The sequence below is a fragment of the Luteimonas chenhongjianii genome (assembly GCF_002327105.1).
In the GTDB taxonomy this organism is placed as follows: domain Bacteria; phylum Pseudomonadota; class Gammaproteobacteria; order Xanthomonadales; family Xanthomonadaceae; genus Luteimonas; species Luteimonas chenhongjianii.
In genome coordinates this window covers 955,238-970,298 of the sequence record NZ_CP023406.1, presented here as the reverse complement: position 1 = coordinate 970,298, position 15,061 = coordinate 955,238, and the positions used below count along the sequence as shown (strand labels likewise).

20 protein-coding genes and 1 pseudogene are annotated in these 15,061 nt (G+C 69.6%); 4 read left to right on the top strand and 17 right to left on the bottom strand.

Annotated features, from left to right (window positions below; genetic code table 11):
• Nucleotides 1-36: 36 nt before the first annotated feature.
• The 10 genes and pseudogenes from CNR27_RS15180 to CNR27_RS04340 form a co-directional block, all read right to left on the bottom strand.
• Nucleotides 37-480 carry a hypothetical protein gene (locus CNR27_RS15180; RefSeq protein ID WP_157745258.1) on the bottom strand — a complete coding sequence of 148 codons (444 nt, stop codon included), beginning with the start codon at nucleotides 478-480 and terminating at the stop codon, nucleotides 37-39.
• A gap of 51 nt (nucleotides 481-531) precedes the next feature.
• A complete protein-coding gene (locus CNR27_RS15875; RefSeq protein ID WP_425435506.1) occupies nucleotides 532-711 on the bottom strand; it encodes a DUF1176 domain-containing protein in 180 nt (59 codons plus the stop codon).
• A 77-nt stretch (nucleotides 712-788) separates the two neighbouring features.
• Nucleotides 789-1,679, bottom strand: a pseudogene (locus CNR27_RS15555) (DUF1176 domain-containing protein); the annotation flags it as partial.
• A 124-nt stretch (nucleotides 1,680-1,803) separates the two neighbouring features.
• Nucleotides 1,804-3,189 (bottom strand): ATP-dependent protease ATPase subunit HslU, encoded by a 1,386-nt coding sequence (gene hslU, locus CNR27_RS04370; protein ID WP_096297101.1) that lies wholly within the window; start codon nucleotides 3,187-3,189, stop codon nucleotides 1,804-1,806.
• Between the two features lie 91 nt (nucleotides 3,190-3,280).
• Entirely contained in the window at nucleotides 3,281-3,835 is a 555-nt protein-coding gene (gene hslV / locus CNR27_RS04365) for an ATP-dependent protease subunit HslV (protein WP_096297100.1), read from the bottom strand.
• Between the two features lie 68 nt (nucleotides 3,836-3,903).
• Nucleotides 3,904-4,302: a hypothetical protein gene (locus tag CNR27_RS04360; RefSeq protein WP_096297099.1), complete on the bottom strand. Its 399-nt coding sequence runs from the start codon at nucleotides 4,300-4,302 to the stop codon at nucleotides 3,904-3,906.
• 19 nt (nucleotides 4,303-4,321) lie between these two features.
• Nucleotides 4,322-5,203 (bottom strand): tyrosine recombinase XerC, encoded by an 882-nt coding sequence (xerC, locus tag CNR27_RS04355; RefSeq protein WP_096297098.1) that lies wholly within the window; start codon nucleotides 5,201-5,203, stop codon nucleotides 4,322-4,324.
• A 21-nt stretch (nucleotides 5,204-5,224) separates the two neighbouring features.
• A complete protein-coding gene (locus tag CNR27_RS04350; RefSeq protein WP_096297097.1) occupies nucleotides 5,225-5,899 on the bottom strand; it encodes a DUF484 family protein in 675 nt (224 codons plus the stop codon).
• The gene (gene dapF / locus CNR27_RS04345) at nucleotides 5,896-6,738 is read right to left on the bottom strand and encodes a diaminopimelate epimerase (RefSeq protein WP_096297096.1); all 843 of its coding nucleotides are present in this window, start codon (nucleotides 6,736-6,738) and stop codon (nucleotides 5,896-5,898) included. The genes CNR27_RS04350 and dapF overlap by 4 nt, the downstream gene beginning before the upstream one ends.
• 43 nt (nucleotides 6,739-6,781) lie before the next feature.
• Complete coding sequence (locus tag CNR27_RS04340) at nucleotides 6,782-7,120, bottom strand: hypothetical protein (protein ID WP_096297095.1); 339 nt, start codon at nucleotides 7,118-7,120, stop codon at nucleotides 6,782-6,784.
• A gap of 149 nt (nucleotides 7,121-7,269) precedes the next feature.
• Here CNR27_RS04340 and CNR27_RS04335 point away from each other — a divergent pair, with 149 nt between their 5' ends.
• Both CNR27_RS04335 and CNR27_RS04330 read left to right on the top strand, forming a co-directional pair.
• Nucleotides 7,270-8,379 carry a DNA/RNA non-specific endonuclease gene (locus tag CNR27_RS04335; RefSeq protein ID WP_096297094.1) on the top strand — a complete coding sequence of 370 codons (1,110 nt, stop codon included), beginning with the start codon at nucleotides 7,270-7,272 and terminating at the stop codon, nucleotides 8,377-8,379.
• A 23-nt stretch (nucleotides 8,380-8,402) separates the two neighbouring features.
• The gene (locus tag CNR27_RS04330; RefSeq protein WP_096297093.1) at nucleotides 8,403-8,837 is read left to right on the top strand and encodes a hypothetical protein; all 435 of its coding nucleotides are present in this window, start codon (nucleotides 8,403-8,405) and stop codon (nucleotides 8,835-8,837) included.
• 5 nt (nucleotides 8,838-8,842) lie between these two features.
• On the opposite strand, the gene CNR27_RS04325 is transcribed toward CNR27_RS04330, so the two are convergent.
• Nucleotides 8,843-9,238 carry a YbaN family protein gene (locus tag CNR27_RS04325; RefSeq protein WP_096297092.1) on the bottom strand — a complete coding sequence of 132 codons (396 nt, stop codon included), beginning with the start codon at nucleotides 9,236-9,238 and terminating at the stop codon, nucleotides 8,843-8,845.
• A gap of 393 nt (nucleotides 9,239-9,631) precedes the next feature.
• On the opposite strand from CNR27_RS04325, the gene queD reads away from it, so the two are divergent.
• A complete protein-coding gene (gene queD / locus CNR27_RS04320; RefSeq protein ID WP_096297091.1) occupies nucleotides 9,632-9,988 on the top strand; it encodes a 6-carboxytetrahydropterin synthase QueD in 357 nt (118 codons plus the stop codon).
• Between the two features lie 157 nt (nucleotides 9,989-10,145).
• Nucleotides 10,146-10,547, top strand: coding sequence for a phasin family protein (locus tag CNR27_RS04315; protein ID WP_096297090.1), 402 nt, complete (start codon nucleotides 10,146-10,148; stop codon nucleotides 10,545-10,547).
• 94 nt (nucleotides 10,548-10,641) lie between these two features.
• Here CNR27_RS04315 and CNR27_RS04310 read toward each other — a convergent pair whose 3' ends face one another.
• Genes CNR27_RS04310 through ftsE form a run of 6 tightly spaced genes read right to left on the bottom strand, consistent with a single transcriptional unit; the run spans nucleotide 10,642 to nucleotide 15,001 of the window.
• A complete protein-coding gene (locus tag CNR27_RS04310; protein WP_096297089.1) occupies nucleotides 10,642-11,043 on the bottom strand; it encodes a DUF3037 domain-containing protein in 402 nt (133 codons plus the stop codon).
• Nucleotides 11,027-11,803 (bottom strand): HipA family kinase, encoded by a 777-nt coding sequence (locus tag CNR27_RS04305; RefSeq protein ID WP_096300283.1) that lies wholly within the window; start codon nucleotides 11,801-11,803, stop codon nucleotides 11,027-11,029. The genes CNR27_RS04310 and CNR27_RS04305 overlap by 17 nt, the downstream gene beginning before the upstream one ends.
• The gene (gene ung / locus CNR27_RS04300; protein ID WP_096297088.1) at nucleotides 11,803-12,501 is read right to left on the bottom strand and encodes a uracil-DNA glycosylase; all 699 of its coding nucleotides are present in this window, start codon (nucleotides 12,499-12,501) and stop codon (nucleotides 11,803-11,805) included. The genes CNR27_RS04305 and ung overlap by 1 nt, the downstream gene beginning before the upstream one ends.
• Nucleotides 12,502-12,543: 42 nt before the next feature.
• Nucleotides 12,544-13,365 carry a response regulator gene (locus tag CNR27_RS04295; protein WP_096297087.1) on the bottom strand — a complete coding sequence of 274 codons (822 nt, stop codon included), beginning with the start codon at nucleotides 13,363-13,365 and terminating at the stop codon, nucleotides 12,544-12,546.
• 3 nt (nucleotides 13,366-13,368) lie between these two features.
• On the bottom strand, nucleotides 13,369-14,319 hold the full coding sequence (ftsX, locus tag CNR27_RS04290; protein ID WP_096297086.1) for a permease-like cell division protein FtsX: 951 nt from the start codon (nucleotides 14,317-14,319) through the stop codon (nucleotides 13,369-13,371).
• Nucleotides 14,312-15,001 carry a cell division ATP-binding protein FtsE gene (ftsE, locus tag CNR27_RS04285; RefSeq protein ID WP_096300281.1) on the bottom strand — a complete coding sequence of 230 codons (690 nt, stop codon included), beginning with the start codon at nucleotides 14,999-15,001 and terminating at the stop codon, nucleotides 14,312-14,314. The genes ftsX and ftsE overlap by 8 nt, the downstream gene beginning before the upstream one ends.
• Nucleotides 15,002-15,061: the final 60 nt, after the last annotated feature.

Below are 15,061 nucleotides of genomic sequence, written 5' to 3'. Positions count from 1 at the left end.
CAGCCGTCACGCCGACACCGCGTACGGCCTGGGCCTTCAGCGCCGCGCGAAGCGCAGCACCAGCCAGAGCACCAGGGCCAGCAGGTTGACCCCGAGCACCGCGGTCGATGGGCCCGCCATTGCCAGACGCAGTGCTTCCGACGGCACCGACCAGTCGAGATCGAGGACGACGTGTCGTCCGAACCGCAACTGCAGCGGTACGGTCGCACCGACATGCCAGGCATAGCTCAGCCAGGGCGTGGCGATCACCGGAATCTGCAAGGCCAGCGCAATCCGCGACAGGCGTTCGCCAAGCGCGTCACCCTCGAGCAGCAGCACGCCGGCGATCATCGCGAACGTCGACAGCAGCAGGCCGATCACCAGCACCAGCACCGCACCCCCGCCACCCTGGCCGGAGGCGAGCCGCAGCAACGCATCCGCCAGGCCGTAGAAACCACCGGCGATCTGCAGGATCGCGACGAGTCGAAGCAACAGGGACATGGAAGATGCGCCAGGCAGGGCGCGCGATTGTGGCAACGACTTCCTGCAGGCTCAAGGCATACCGGCGGCCGGGTCGGCCACGCGCCACAGCACCGGCCAGTCATCGGGGCCCAGGCCGCCGCATCGCGTCATCTCGGCGTAGTGCGAGAGCGCGAAGCCCCGGCCGTCGAACTGCCATCTGGCGTGGTAGCCACAGTCGCCGATACCGCGCCCCCGCGCGTGTTGCGACAGTGTGCCGGTGCGCGGATCGTAGCCGGCGCCGACCAGCAGGCTGAAACCTCCCGAGGCTCGGAGTCGCCGGACAGCCGAGGCGCAGGCAGGGTCAGGCGGGCGGCCTCGGTGCCGTCCCGGGCGGCGCGGAACACAAGGGCGGCGCTCTGGTAGGCACCGCTGTAGCAGGTCACGAAAACCAGCGCCTGCGTCGCATCGAGCGGGAAGGCCGCGTCCTGGCGCGACACGTCGAACGCGCCGCCGGGGGCGTCGCATTCTTCGGCATGCAACGCGGCGGCCTGCGCCTCGCGTACGCTGCGGATGAGGCGCCCGGCTTCGTCTTCCGGGAGCGCCGGAGGCGAGGCCGCGGATTTCGCCAGCACGGGCAGCGCGGGCGCTGAAGGTACGGCCGCGTCATCGCGTTCGCCGCGTCGCCCCCATGCACCGGAGGTGTCGAGGCGTTGCTGGTGTTCGTCGATGTAAAGCAGCGCCGCATTGAGGCCCGACAGCGACACGCTGCGCTCCGCGCCGTCGCCCAGATGCGTGCCGTCGCGGACCAGATCGATGAACCGTGCGATCGCCGTCGGGTCCTCGATGCGCAAGATGGCCGACTCGCCAGCGTCGCGCTGCCAAGGCAACGCGACGATCGCCGGTGCAGCCGCGCCGTCCAGGGTCATGCCCGAGGTGTCGACCGTGCCTCCAGGTGCTTGCAGCACCAGCGCCTGCGCACCGTCCGCGCCCGTATCGCGGCGTAGCGACAGCACCAGTCCGGACGCGTCGTCGCCAACGCCGATGGCTGCGCAGCGACGGACGTTGTCGCAGGCCACGACGACATCGCGGAACACCCGGTAGACCGGCTCGGCCGTCGTTCCCCCAGGGGCTGCCCGCGCATCGGGCGACTGCGCGGCGGACGCCGGGGCGATGTCGGGCAGCGCCGCAGTCGCCGATGCATCCGGCGCTGTCGCATCGCGCGGCGTGCAGGCAACCATCGATGCCAGCAAGGCACTGGCGGCGAGAAGCTTCGGTGCAGGGCTCGACATCGCGGCGCGACCACAAGAAAAAGGGCCCGCAATGATGCGGGCCCGATGGTCGACCGTGGTGAACGCTGTGCGGTCAGAGAATGTAGCGGCTGAGATCCTGGTCCTGCACCAGATCGCCCAGCTGCGCTTCGACATACGCGCGATCGATGACCACGGTGCCGCCCTTGTCCGGCGCCTCGAAACTCAGCGAATCGAGCAGGCGCTCGAGCACCGTGTGCAGGCGCCGCGCACCGATGTTCTCCTGACGCTCGTTGACGTGCGCGGCGATCTCGGCGAGCCGCTCGACGGCATCGGGCGCGAAGGTCAGGCTGACACCCTCGGTCTTGAGCAGCTGCACGTACTGCGTGGTCAGCGCGGCCTTGGGCTCGGTGAGGATGCGGACGAAATCGTCCTTGGTCAGCGCGGTCAGTTCGACCCGGATCGGGAAGCGGCCCTGCATTTCGGGAATCAGGTCGCTTGGCTTGGCGAGGTGGAACGCGCCCGAGGCGATGAAGAGGATGTGGTCGGTCTTCACCGAGCCGTACTTGGTGCTGACCGTGCTGCCTTCGACCAGCGGAAGCAGGTCGCGCTGCACGCCCTCGCGGCTGACATCGGCGCCGCTGGCGCCGCCCTCGCTGCGCTTGGCGACCTTGTCGATCTCGTCGATGAAGACGATTCCGTGCTGTTCGCAGGCCTCGATCGCGGCCTCGCGCACCTCGTCCTCGTTGACCAGCTTGGCGGCTTCCTCGTCGATGAGTTGCGGCCGCGCGGCACGGATCGCGAGCTTGCGCTTGTGGGTCTTGCCGCCGCCGAGATTGGCGAACATCTGCCGCAGCTGCTGCCCCATTTCTTCCATGCCCGGTGGGGTCAGGATGTCCATGCCCTGCCCGGCGCTGAGTTCGAGTTCGATCTCGCGCTCGTCGAGTTCGCCTGCGCGCAACTGGCGGCGCAGCTTCTGCCGCGTCTCAGACTCCTTCGACGACGGCTCCGCGCCGATGTCGACCGTTGCGGTCTGCGCGCCGAAGCCGAAGCCCGGCTGCGGGGTTTCGCGCCTGGGCAGCAGCGCATCGAGGATGCGGTCCTCGGCGCGGTCCTCGGCCTGCGTGCGCACGCGCACCTTGGCCTGCTCGCGGTAGAGCTTGACCGCGGTGTCGGCGAGGTCGCGGATGATCTGCTCGACATCCTTGCCGACATAGCCGACTTCTGTGAAGCGAGTGGCCTCGACCTTGACGAACGGCGCGTTGGCGAGCGTCGCCAGACGGCGCGCGATCTCGGTCTTGCCGACGCCGGTCGGACCGATCATCAGGATGTTCTTGGGCATGACTTCATTGCGCAGATCGTCGTCGAGCTGCGCGCGGCGCCAGCGGTTGCGCAGCGCGATCGCGACCGCGCGCTTGGCCGCGTTCTGGCCGACGATATGGCGGTCGAGCTCCTGCACGATCTCGCGCGGGGTCATGGTCGAGGAATTGACGTTGGTCATGGGAATCGGGTGTCCGTAGAAGCGTGGGCGGGTGCGTGCGACCGGCAGGCGCGTTCGACCCGAGAGGCCGCCACGCGCCGCCGCAGGTCGGTCACAGCTCTTCGACCACCACGTTGCGGTTGGTGTAGATGCAGATGTCGCCGGCGATGTTGAGCGCCTCGGTCGCCACCGTGCGGGCGTCGAGATCGGTATGCGCGAGCAGCGCGCGCGCCGCCGACAGGGCGTAGGAGCCGCCCGATCCGATCGCGATGATGCCGTCGTCGGGCTCGATGATGTCGCCGTTGCCGCTGATGATCAGCGAGGTCTCGGCATCGGCGACGGCGAGCAGCGCCTCGAGCTTTCCGTAGCGACGATCGGTGCGCCAGTCCTTGACCAGCTCCACCGCGGCGCGCACCAGCTGGCCGCCATGCTGCTGCAACTTGCCTTCGAAGAGTTCGAACAGGGTGAACGCGTCGGCGGCGGCGCCGGCGAACCCGGCGAGCACCTTGCCGCCTTCGCCCAGGCGCCGCACCTTGCGCGCGTTGCCCTTCATGATGGTGTGGCCGAGCGTGACCTGGCCATCGCCGGCGACGACCACCTTGCCGCCCTTGCGGATCGACACGATCGTCGTGGCGTGGAAAACGTTGGGATTCTGGCTGGGGTCCATGCGGCCTCCGTGGATCGAATCCACTGGATGGGGCCGCGACCGCCGGGATCAAGGCATCCGGCGCTGCGTCATTGCGTCGCGTCGGCCGCAGGCCCGCGCACGTGGCGGTCCAGCCGGCGTCCGGCGCGCACGCCCAGGACCGTGGCGATGCCGGAGACGACGATCGCCATCGCGTTCACAACCGCCGCATCGGCGAACGTGAACTGCCCGCCGCCCAGGCGCTGCACGACGAGCACGCTCGACACCCAGCCCACCGCCCACAGCACCAGCGCCGCGCGCATGAACGGCTGCCGCGCCGCGAAGGCGCCACCGGTCGAGGCCAGCAATGCGATCAGGCCGGCCTGCACCGCGGTCGACACCGGTGCCACGCCGGAGGGCATCGGCGGAAACAGCGAGGCGGCCAGCAGGCCGAGCAGCATCTGCAGGGAAACCGACACGGCCAAGCCGATGACGATGCGCAGGTTCATGGGCAGCTCCGGTTGCGCTTCAGGACTTGCGCCGCGCGCGCGGATGCGCGGCGTCGTAGACCTTGGACAGATGCTGAAAATCGAGATGCGTGTAGATCTGCGTGGTGGCGATGTCGGCGTGGCCCAGCAATTCCTGCACGCCGCGCAGATCGCCGGAGGATTCGAGCACGTGGCTGGCGAACGAGTGCCGCAGCAGGTGCGGATGCACGCGCTTGAACATGCCCTGGCGCTGCGCCAGCACGCGCAGGCGCAGCTGCACCGCGCGCGCGGTGATCGGCCCGCCGCCACGGCCGGGAAATACCGGCCCCTCGGAAGTGCCATTACTTTCGCGGCGCCACTCCGCAAGGGCGCGCAGCGCATGGCTGCCGACCGGCACGCTGCGCTGGCGGCTGCCCTTGCCGAGCACGGTCACCAGGCCGCCGTCGAAATCCAGATCGCGCCAGCGCAGGCCGACCAGTTCCGACAGGCGCAGACCCGACGAATAGAACAGTTCCAGCAGCGCGCGATCGCGCAGGCCCAGCGGCGCATCGACCGGCACCTCGACCAGTTGCGTGGCCTCGTCGACATCGAGGACCTGCGGCAGCTTGCGCGGGGCCTTGGGTCCACGCACGCCGGTCGCGGGATTGGCGGTGACGTGTCCATGCCGGAGCAGCCAGTGGTAGAAACTGCGGCAGGCCGAGAGTCGCCGCTGCAGGCTTTTCGGCGACAGGCCGCCACGATGACCGGCGGCCACGAAGCTGCGGATGTCCTCGCCCTGCAATGCGCGCAGATCGTCGCGTGCATGCGCGGCGGCCCAGTCCACGAGGGCACCGAGGTCGCGGCGGTAGGCGTCGAGGGTATGCACCGACACCCGCCGTTCGACCTGCAGGTGCGCCAGAAACGCCTGGACGTCTGAATGCATGAGCTGGGCCGCAGACAGGCGTCAGGCGGTCTCGAACCGCCGCATCGCCGTGGCGAAGGCCTCACCCATCATGCGCAGGAACAGTGTGCCCATGCCCGGATAGAAGCGGTTGGCATCGCGGCTGCCGACCGACACCAGGCCGATGCCCGCCAGCGGCAGCAGCGCGCTGGACTGCACCTCGTCCACGCGTGGCCCGTACAGCAGCGACTGCTTGTCCGGATGCAGGCGGCCGCACAGCGGCTCTTCGTCCTTGAGGCAGTCGGCGAACGGCTGCAGCGCGCGGTCGTCGCGCGCGACGATCTGCAGCCAGTCCTCCTCGAGCCCGGGGACCGGGTTGAACAGCACGATGCGCACCAGGTCGCCGTTGAAGTCCTCGGCCAGCGTCGCGGCAAGCGCACGCACGGTGGAGGCGGCATCGGACTGGCGCATCAACGCAAGGGTGAGCTGGTGTGTCCGCACCGCAAGACGCTCGTTCTCCTGCGAAATCGCGAACAGGTCGCGCAAGCGCTTGGACAGTTCACGGTTCTTGTCGCGCAGCACTTCGAGCTGGTAGCTCGCCAGCGACGCGGCGGGACCATCCTCGCGCGGCACCACCAGGGTCAACGCGAGATCCGGAAACTGCTGCAGGAAACGCGGTTGGCGGCGCAGCCAGGCGGCGACTTCGTGCGCGCCGAGCTTGTCGGTGGTCTCGCTCATGCAAATTCCCCTTCGAATACGAATGCGGCAGGCCCGGCCATCGACAGCGTCGCGTCGTCGTCCGGCCAGTCGATATGCAGTGTGCCGCCGGGCAACGATACGGCGACGCTGCGACCGGTGCGACCGCGCCGCGCGAGCACCGCCACCGCCGCGCAGGCGCCGCTGCCACAGGCGAGCGTCTCGCCGACGCCGCGCTCGAATACGCGCAGGCGGATACGGTCGGCGGCGACGACCTGGGCGAAGCCGACATTGACCGACTCGGGAAACCAGTCCGAGGCCTGCAGGGCGCGGCCGACGCCGGCGACATCTGCGGTATCGATATCGTCGACCTCGATCACCGCGTGCGGATTGCCCATCGACGCCGCGCCGAACGCGAGCGTGCCGACGCCATCGACCGGCAGCGTATACAGCGACAGTGGCGCATCGACACCGGCCATCGGAATGCGCGACGGCGCGAACTCCGGCACGCCCATCGCGATGCGGTAACCGTCACCGGCGCGGGTGACGCCGTGCAGGCCGGCCGGGCTTTCGAGCACGAAATCGTCCGTAGCCGCGCCATCGCGCACCAGCCACGCGGCCACGCAGCGCGCGCCATTGCCGCATTGCTGCGAGGACGAGCCATCGGCGTTCCAGATGCGATAACGCGCCAGTGCACCGGCCGCACGCGGGGACTCGATGGTCAGGATCTGGTCGCAGCCGACGCCGGTGTGCCGATCGGCGAGTGCCCGGCACAGCGCGGCATCCGGAGGCGCCACGTCGCCGCGCAGGTCCAGCACGACGAAGTCGTTGCCGGCGCCGTGCATCTTGCTGAAGCGCAACGGTGCTGCCCGACGGGACATCAGCGCGCGGACCGCGGAAAGCAGGCGCGCGGCGCGCGCGGACTCACGGCGTGCCCGTGGCCGGTGGCACGTCGAGGATCACCGGCACCGCCGGCGGGGTGGTGACCTCTTCGACGTCAACCTCCTCCACCTCTTCGACCTCGGCGCCCCGGTCGACCTCGACCTTGACTTCTTCGACCTGGTCCGTCGTCGCGGCATCGTCCTCGTCCCAGGCCGCGGCATCCTCGGCTTCGAGCTGTTCGCGGGTCGGAATCGACGACTTGAAGATGTAGCGCCCGCGGTCTTCCGGCGGCACCTCCCGCGGCTGCAGGAGATCGGCCTTGTTGCCGCAGGCGGACAACAACACGGTGGCGGCGAGGAGCGGCAGGAGGCGGATGTGCATGCGCGGAAGTGTAGCCGCGTCGGGATGCGGGCAACACCATCGGCTCCCCGCAGATGCCGAACGATCACGGCCGACCAAGGGTCGACCCCAGATTGTCCGGCCCGGCCGCCACTCCCAGACTTTCCGCACCGCGCCGACAGGACCGAAGGATGGGCATTCTCGATGGACTGGGCAACGCCGCCTCGCAGGTTGGCGGTGTCTTCAAGGGCGCGGGAGAGGTGCTCTGGGAAACCGGCGAAGGCGCCCTCGCCCTCGGCGGCAACGCGCTGAAGGCCGGTTACGACCTCGGCCCTGCCGGTTGGGCGGTGGATGGCGTCACCGGACTCTACGAACACGTCAGCGGGGAGACGGTGGACACGCCGGACTGGCTGCCGTCGGCCGCGCGCGGCGGGCACCGCATGGAAGCGGCCGCCGAGGTCGCCTCGACCATCGCGCGCAACCCCGGCCTCCTGGTCGACGCGGTGGTCGAACCCATCGTCGCCGACTGGCAGGCCGGCAACTACGGCGAGGCGATCGGCCGCGGCGCGACCGAACTGCTGCTCACCGTGGTCGGCACGAAGGGCGTCGACAAGGCCGCGAAGGTCGCGAAGGCCACGGACGTGGCGGATGTCGCCGATGCCGCGCGCGTGGCCGACCGCGTGGAGGCCGCTGGCGACGCGGGCCGCACCAGCGCCGCGCGCGGCGCCGACGAGGCCGCGCTTGCCGACATCCTCGCCAATGCCCGCACCGATCGCAGCATTGGCGGGCGCCCGGTGCTGGCGTTCGAGTCGATGGACGACTTCAACCGCGCCGCCAACGCCGCCCGCCCCGACACCGTCTACGAGTTCGGCAACTACCGCTGGACCACCGACGACGCCGGCCGCGTGATCAAGGCCGAGGGCAGCGTGTCGCTCGAGGCAGCGGGCCGCAACGATCCCACGCTGCAGCGCGCGATCGGCAACGAGGGCTACGCCACCGATGTCGGCTTCCATCTGATCGCCGACTCGTTCGCAGGCCCGACCAACCGTCTCAACGTCGTGCCCGGCAACGGCAAACCGCTGGCAGACGGCACCAAGAACCTCAACACCGGCGCCTACGGTCATCAGTTCGAGGGCCAGATCCGCGCGCTCAAGCGCGAGTCCCCCGACCTGGACATCCAGATGCGGGTCGAGCCGAGCTACGACGCCGGCAACACCAGCAACCGACCCGACAGCTTCATCGCGGCCTACCGCCAGGAAGGCGGCAAATGGGTGGAATTCGATTTCGATAACATCCACTGATCTCCTGTCCGGCCCCTACCTCCATGATCGACGCCGTCGCCATCCAGCAAGCCCAGCAACAGGTCGTGCGTGAAGTCGCCGCCTGTGTCACCGATGTCATGGACGGCGAATGGGGCAACCGGGAGTGGAAGCGCATCGGGCTGCACGCCGAGATCGACACCGAAGGCGGCAAGCGCATCAGCTCGCAGACATCAGCGATCGCCGCGGCGCCGGGCGAGCCACTGGAGGATGTGGATTTCCGCCTCTCGCGCGCGGCCAAGGACGCGCTGGTCGCGCTGCGCGAGGCCATGCGCGACGATCGCGGCGCCTGGTCGAGCACGCTGCTGACGATCGAGCCCAGCGGCACTTTCTCGTTCGACTTCTCCTACGAACCGCCGCGGCGCCTGGCCGGTGACCTGCTCTACTCTCCGCTCGACGGCTTTCTCGAGCAATACGAGGCCCAGACCGGCGCGCGCTGAGCGTTTCACCCCGGCGGCGGCTCCGGTCGCAGCCACAGCCAGCACCCGACGGCGACCATGCAGGCGATCGGCAGCGCGGTCATCCACCAGCGATGCGCGGGGATCCACAGCATCAGTCCGACCAGCACCAGGCCGCAGCCGGTCATCGCCCCGGTCGCGAGCCATTTGGCGCGGCGGGTGACCGCGCCATTCGCCTGCCAGTCGCGGATGACCGGACCGAAGCGCGGGTCGGCGAGCAGCCGCCGCCGCAGGCGTTCCGATCCGCGCGCCGCGGCCCAGGCCGCGATCAGCACGAAGACCGTGGTCGGCAGGCCGGGCACGAACACGCCCGCAATCGCCAGGCCCAGGCTGGCATAGGCCAGCAACCACCAGGCCCAGCGGAAGCGCGCACGTCGTTGCATGCCCGCATTCTATGCGTGGCCCCCGGCCGGCCACGTGTGCGAAGCCGGCGCCCCCGCCTCGTCGCGAGGGCCGCGCGTACTGGAGACGAGGCGCGCGCACTGTCGGAGTGCCGGTCCGGCCCCTCTACGCCGGCATGCCGGCGCTGGCACGCGGGGCACGCGGCCTGGATGGACTCGAATCAGCGCGCTGGCCCCGCGATGCCCGATCCCTGCAACGGATCACGGTCGCGGAACGGGACCTCCGCCTGGCCCGGCGGAGGTGGGGCCAAGCGTCCGCGAGGCGTGCGCGAGACGGATCGGACCGATCGATGGCCCGCAGCCCGGCGATGCCGGTGCGCGCATGCAGGCCGATGTTGTCATTGCCCCGGCGCCGGCCACGCCCGAGAATGCCGCATGGACATCTTCAAGGTTTTCACCCTCGAGGCGGCGCACCGGCTGCCCAACGTGCCGCCGGGGCACAAGTGCGCGCGTCTGCATGGGCACTCGTTCCAGGTCGAGGTCCACGTGTCCGGCGAGCCGGGCCCCGAGACCGGCTGGATCATGGACTTCGGCGATCTGAAAGCCGCCTTCCGGCCGCTCTACGACCAGCTCGACCATCACTATCTCAACGACATCGACGGGCTCGAGAATCCGACCAGCGAGCGGCTGGCGATCTGGATCTGGGAGCGGCTCAAGCCGACCCTGCCCGCGCTGAGCGCGATCGTGATCCGTGAAACCTGTACTTCGGGCTGCCGCTATACCGGCCCCTGAGCCCCCCGGGGCGACGTTTCAAGCGCCGCAAGCCCTTGATACGCAATAGAACTGAATACGTGGGGACCGTTCGTCGGAACAATGTTGCGATGCAACATGGGCGCGTTATGCTGCATCGCACAACCCGGCAGAGTGCCGGCACACGCAGGTAACCGCCATGTCGTATCAGTTCAACGAGCAGTTCACCGCCGCGTCGCGCCAGTTCGCCGATGCCGCCTCCCAGATCAATCACCTCGCGCTGGATAACTTCCAGAAGATCATCGGCCTGCAGCTGACGACCTTTGCCGAGAACGCCAACGCCACGTTCGCCCTTGCCAACGAAGCACTCGACGTCCGCGACATGGACGGCCTGAAGGCGCTGTTCCCGAAGGGCGCGCAGGTCGCCCGCGAGAACACCGAGCGGTTCGTCAATGCCTCGCAGGAAGTGGTGGGCCACACGGTGAAGACGCACGAAACCATCGCCCAGCTCGCGAAGTCCCAGGTCGAGGCCTCGACGGCCGATGTCCGCGCCCAAGCCGAGAAGGTCGCCAAGAGCACCGCGAAGACCACCCGGCGCTGAGCGCGCTGCGGAGTTCCGGCTCCGCGCAATGAACTCCGGGCGATCCCTCCCTCGCCCGTAGCCGACCCGGCAGCCCCCACGCTGCCGGGTTTTTTTATGCGCCGCCCACCGGCCCGGGCGGCAGCACCATGCGCGCCATCAGGCGCGCGCACAGCCCGTCGGGATCGTCGGTGCGGCCGGTGTGCACCGGCGAGACCTGGATCATCGAGCTGCGCCGCGCGGTGAGCCAATGGAAGCGCGCGCGTGCCGGCAGCGCGGCGATCGGCCCACCATCGGGATCGCCGCGGCAGATGCGCACGATCGCGTCGAGATGCCGCTGCAGCGTGGCGATGTCGGCATGTGGATCCAACGCGTGCAGGCGCGACGGATCCAGCGCCACCGCGGCCGCGAGCGTGCGTGCCCCCTGGCAGGACACGATCACGCCCGCGTTGATGAATTCCTCGCGTTCGACCCGTGGCACGACCCGGATCACCGCGTAGTCATAGACCCGCTGCATGCGCACGCTGCGCCTCCCCGACGAAGACGGACCGGTGCGCCAGGCGCGTGCAGAAGAACTCCACGTAGGCCGCGCGGTGCGCGTCGGCATCGGCGAAGCGCGGCTCTCCCGCGAGCCACTCGTCGGGCACCAGCGCGACGATGCGGCGGATGTCGGCCTCGCTGATGCGCGCGGACAGCGCCGCATCGGCGGCGTCGAGCGCGCTTGCGAACGGCAGCAGCACGTGGTCGGCGATCCGCGCGAAGGGCCCGGTCGCGATGCGCGCCGCACTGTCCCAGTCGTGGTGGAAATACAACGCCGCGCCGTGGTCGATCAGCGTCAGGCGTCGATGCCAGACCAGCAGATTGGTGTTGCGCGCAGTGCGGTCCACGTTGCAGATGAAGGCATCGAACCAGACGATCCGCGACGCCAGCGCGGCATCGGGCCGGTCCACCCCGGGATCGAAATTGATCGAACCGGGCAGGTAATCCAGGGCCAGGTTGCAGCCTGCGCTCGCGCGGATCAGATGCTGGATTTCCGGGTCGGGCTCGGTGGCGGCCATGTCCGGATCCAGATCGATGAAGACGATCTCCGGCATCGGCAGACCCAGCAGACGGGCGAACTCGCCGCCGATCAGCTCGGCCACCAGTGCCTTCGGCCCCTGCCCGGCGCCGCGGAATTTCATCACGTACATGCCGTCGTCGTCGGCTTCGACGACCGCCGGCAGCGAGCCGCCCTCGCGCAGCGGTGTGACGTATCGCGTGGCTTCGACCGCGCGGATCACGCGACGAGCTCCGCGCGGCGCGGCAGCGACCAGTCGATCGGCGCGATGCCGCGCTTGCGCAGGAAGTTGTTGGTCCTGGAGAAGTGCCCGCTGCCCAGAAAACCACGGTGCGCCGACAACGGCGATGGGTGCGTGGTGCGCAGCACGCAATGGCGATGGGTGTCGATGACTTTGCCCTTGGCCTGCGCGTAGCTGCCCCACAAGAGGAACACCAGATCCTCGCGCTCGCGGTTGAGCACGTCGACGACGTGGTCGGTAAAGCCTTCCCAGCCCTTGCCCTGATGCACGCCGGGCCTGCCCTCCTCCACGGTCAGCACAGCGTTGAGCAACAGCACGCCGCGCTGCGCCCAGGGCATCAGCCAGCCGTGATCGGGCCGCGCCAGGCCCAGATCGCGTTCGATCTCCTTGTAGATGTTGACCAGCGACGGCGGCACCCGCACGTCCGGCCGCACCGAGAAACACAGGCCATGGGCCTGGCCCGCCCCGTGGTAGGGATCCTGGCCGAGGATCACGACCTTCACCGCGTCGAACGGCGTGGCATCGAAGGCGGCGAAGATCTCCGGACCCGGTGGAAAGATCCGGGCGCCGGCGTTCCTGCGCGCGCGCAGGAACGCCGACAGGGCCTGCATGTCGTCGCGGCGCAGCCACTCCCCGACATGTGCTTTCCACGACGGTTCGAGTCTGATGTCGGACATGTTCGGTTGGACGGCCGGGGGGCGCGACAGGGTAGCGCGCCCTCAGTCCCGAATTGCCGACAGGCGCAGCTGGAACAGGGCCTTGGTCGCCAGCACCCGTTCTTCGGCCGGCTTGACCACCAGGTCGTTGGCACCGGCACGCAGCAGCGCGACCTGGTTGTCGTGGTTGCCGTCGCCGGTCATCACCAGCACCGGCAGCTGGCGCTTGCCATAGCCGAAATCACGCCGCACCGCGCGCAACAGGTCGTGGCCGCTGAGCTCGCCCTTGAGATAGACGTCGGTGAGCACGAGGTCCGCGCCGGGTGCGGCCGGGCCGTCGCGATAGGCCTCCAGATACGCCAGCGCATCCTCGGCGCTGAGCACATGGGTGACGCGCATCTGCTGGGCCTCGAGCATGCGCCGGGTTGCCAGCGCCACCGTGCGGCTGTCCTCGACGTAGAGCACGTGCGCATCGGGAATCGGCTCCGGCTGAACGTAGCCGCGGATGAACTCGGCCAGGGCGCGATGGCCCAGCGCCTTGTCGAAATGGTCGGTGACATCGTCGGTGAAGCGCCGCGCTTCGAGGTGCGCCTGGGCGTCGGCCGACACCACGATCACCGGCACGTAGCGCTGTCCGGTGGACTCGCGAACGCTGCGGGCCAGCTGCAGGCCGTCACCGTCAGGCAGCGACAGCGCGGTGCTGACCAGATCGACCGGCGCGGCGGCCAGGGCCTGCGTCGCATCGGCGAGGCTGGCGCAGTCGACGATCTCCACGCCGGGCAGCGACTGTCGCAGCACGTCGCCGATCAGCCGGCGCACCAGCAGGGAGCCGTCGGCGACCATCACCCGGGGCGTGTCGCCGCCGAGGTGGCGGAGGTCTTCCATGCATCAGGTCTCGGTGGGTCGCGTCTGGCGCAGGAAGTGCCCGGTGACGATGCCGCCGCCGAGCCAGCCCAGCAACGCCGCGCCGCCCAGCACCGCCAGTACGCCCAGGGGCCCGAAGCCACGCAGGGCGAACGTGGCGCCATAGCTTGCGGCGAGTTCGGCAAGTGGCGGCTGCAGTGCGCGCCCGGCGAGCGCCAGCAGGCCCAGCGCGACCGCGCCGGCTGCGAGCCCGTACCAGGCGCCCAAGTAGAGGAACGGCCGCCGGATGAAGCCATCGGTGGCGCCGAGCAACTGCAGCACGCCGAGTTCCTCGCGTCGCGACTGGATATCGAGCCGAACCGTATTGCCGACCACCAGCAGGGCGCCGATGCCGAGCAGGGCCGCGAGCACCCAGACCACGCGTCCACCGAAGCGCAGCCAGCCGTCGAGCCGCTCGCGCCACTGGGCGTCGTGCTGGACAAGCTCGATCTCGGGCATCGCGCGCAGGGCGCCCGCCAGCAGCATCTCGTCGCCGCCGGGGGTCACGATCAACACGTGCGGCAGCGGATTCTCCCCCAGCACGTCGATGGTGTCGCCGAACTCGCCTCGCTCGCGCAGTTCCGCCAGCCCCTCGTCCGGCGAACGATGCACGACGCTGCCGACGTCGCCGCGCCCGCGAAGTTCCCCGGCCAGCGCCTGTGCACGCGCATCGTCGACATCCTGCTTGAGGAAGACGCTGATCTCGCGCGAGGCATCGATGCTGCCGCCAAGGCGGCCGACGTTGTCGAGCACCAGCCACAGGCCGAGCGGCAGCGCCAGCGCGACCGCCATCACGCCGATCGTCAGCGCTGCCGACCAAGGCTTCTTGAACAGCCGGCCGAGGCTGGCGAGCACGCTGTAGAGATGATGGTCGAACCAGGTTCCGACCGGAGAGCTGCCGCTGCGCGCAGGCTGGTTGCGGGGCGCCTCAGGCATCGGCGAGATCCTCCGGCGAGATGTCGTCGGCGAGCGTGCCGTGGTCGAGGACCAGGGTGCGCTTCTTCATGCGCTTGACCAGGCCCAGGTCGTGGCTGGCGATCAGCACGCTGGTACCGCGCTCGGGCAACTCGGCGAACAACGCCATGATCTCCGCCGAGAGGGTGGGATCGAGGTTGCCGGTGGGCTCGTCGGCGACCAGCAGCCGCGGTTCGCCGACGATGGCGCGGGCGATGCCGATGCGCTGCTGCTCGCCGGCCGACAGCTGGGTGGGCAATGCGCGCTCGCGGGCGCCGAGCGCCAGACGCTCGAGCACGCTGCGCACGCGCTTGCCGATCTCCGGTCGACGCATGCCGCGCAGGATCAGCGGCAGGGCGATGTTGTCGAACACCGTGCGGTCGGCCAGCAGGCGGTGGTCCTGGAACACCACGCCGATCTCGCGGCGATGCAGGGCGACCCGGCGGCCGCGGACCTTGAGCAGGTTGCGCTCGCCGAACATCACCGCGCCGCGGCTGGGCCGCTCGGCCAGATGGATGAGTTTGAGCAGCGTGCTCTTGCCCGCACCGGAATGCCCGGTGACGAAGATCATCTCGCCTGCCGCCACCTCGAAACTGACGTCCGCCAGCGCCACGTGGCCGCCGGAGTACTGTTTGCTGACATTGTCGAATCGCAGAACGCTCATGCGCCGAAGTATCGCAGGGAAACCGTGCGTGGCGATGTCATGCGCCGCACGCGCCGGCTC

Coding starts and splice junctions, on each gene's coding strand:
- ung (WP_096297088.1), bottom strand. CDS start 12,501: ATGTCCGACATCAGACTCGAACCGTCGTGGAAAGCACATGTCGGGGAG.
- CNR27_RS04315 (WP_096297090.1), top strand. CDS start 10,146: ATGTCGTATCAGTTCAACGAGCAGTTCACCGCCGCGTCGCGCCAGTTC.
- xerC (WP_096297098.1), bottom strand. CDS start 5,203: ATGCATTCAGACGTCCAGGCGTTTCTGGCGCACCTGCAGGTCGAACGG.
- dapF (WP_096297096.1), bottom strand. CDS start 6,738: ATGTCCCGTCGGGCAGCACCGTTGCGCTTCAGCAAGATGCACGGCGCC.
- CNR27_RS04360 (WP_096297099.1), bottom strand. CDS start 4,302: ATGAACCTGCGCATCGTCATCGGCTTGGCCGTGTCGGTTTCCCTGCAG.
- hslV (WP_096297100.1), bottom strand. CDS start 3,835: ATGGACCCCAGCCAGAATCCCAACGTTTTCCACGCCACGACGATCGTG.
- CNR27_RS04310 (WP_096297089.1), bottom strand. CDS start 11,043: ATGCAGCGGGTCTATGACTACGCGGTGATCCGGGTCGTGCCACGGGTC.
- queD (WP_096297091.1), top strand. CDS start 9,632: ATGGACATCTTCAAGGTTTTCACCCTCGAGGCGGCGCACCGGCTGCCC.
- ftsX (WP_096297086.1), bottom strand. CDS start 14,319: ATGCCTGAGGCGCCCCGCAACCAGCCTGCGCGCAGCGGCAGCTCTCCG.
- CNR27_RS15180 (WP_157745258.1), bottom strand. CDS start 480: ATGTCCCTGTTGCTTCGACTCGTCGCGATCCTGCAGATCGCCGGTGGT.
- CNR27_RS04340 (WP_096297095.1), bottom strand. CDS start 7,120: ATGCACATCCGCCTCCTGCCGCTCCTCGCCGCCACCGTGTTGTTGTCC.
- CNR27_RS04295 (WP_096297087.1), bottom strand. CDS start 13,365: ATGGAAGACCTCCGCCACCTCGGCGGCGACACGCCCCGGGTGATGGTC.
- CNR27_RS04335 (WP_096297094.1), top strand. CDS start 7,270: ATGGGCATTCTCGATGGACTGGGCAACGCCGCCTCGCAGGTTGGCGGT.
- ftsE (WP_096300281.1), bottom strand. CDS start 15,001: ATGAGCGTTCTGCGATTCGACAATGTCAGCAAACAGTACTCCGGCGGC.
- CNR27_RS04350 (WP_096297097.1), bottom strand. CDS start 5,899: ATGAGCGAGACCACCGACAAGCTCGGCGCGCACGAAGTCGCCGCCTGG.
- hslU (WP_096297101.1), bottom strand. CDS start 3,189: ATGACCAACGTCAATTCCTCGACCATGACCCCGCGCGAGATCGTGCAG.
- CNR27_RS04325 (WP_096297092.1), bottom strand. CDS start 9,238: ATGCAACGACGTGCGCGCTTCCGCTGGGCCTGGTGGTTGCTGGCCTAT.
- CNR27_RS04330 (WP_096297093.1), top strand. CDS start 8,403: ATGATCGACGCCGTCGCCATCCAGCAAGCCCAGCAACAGGTCGTGCGT.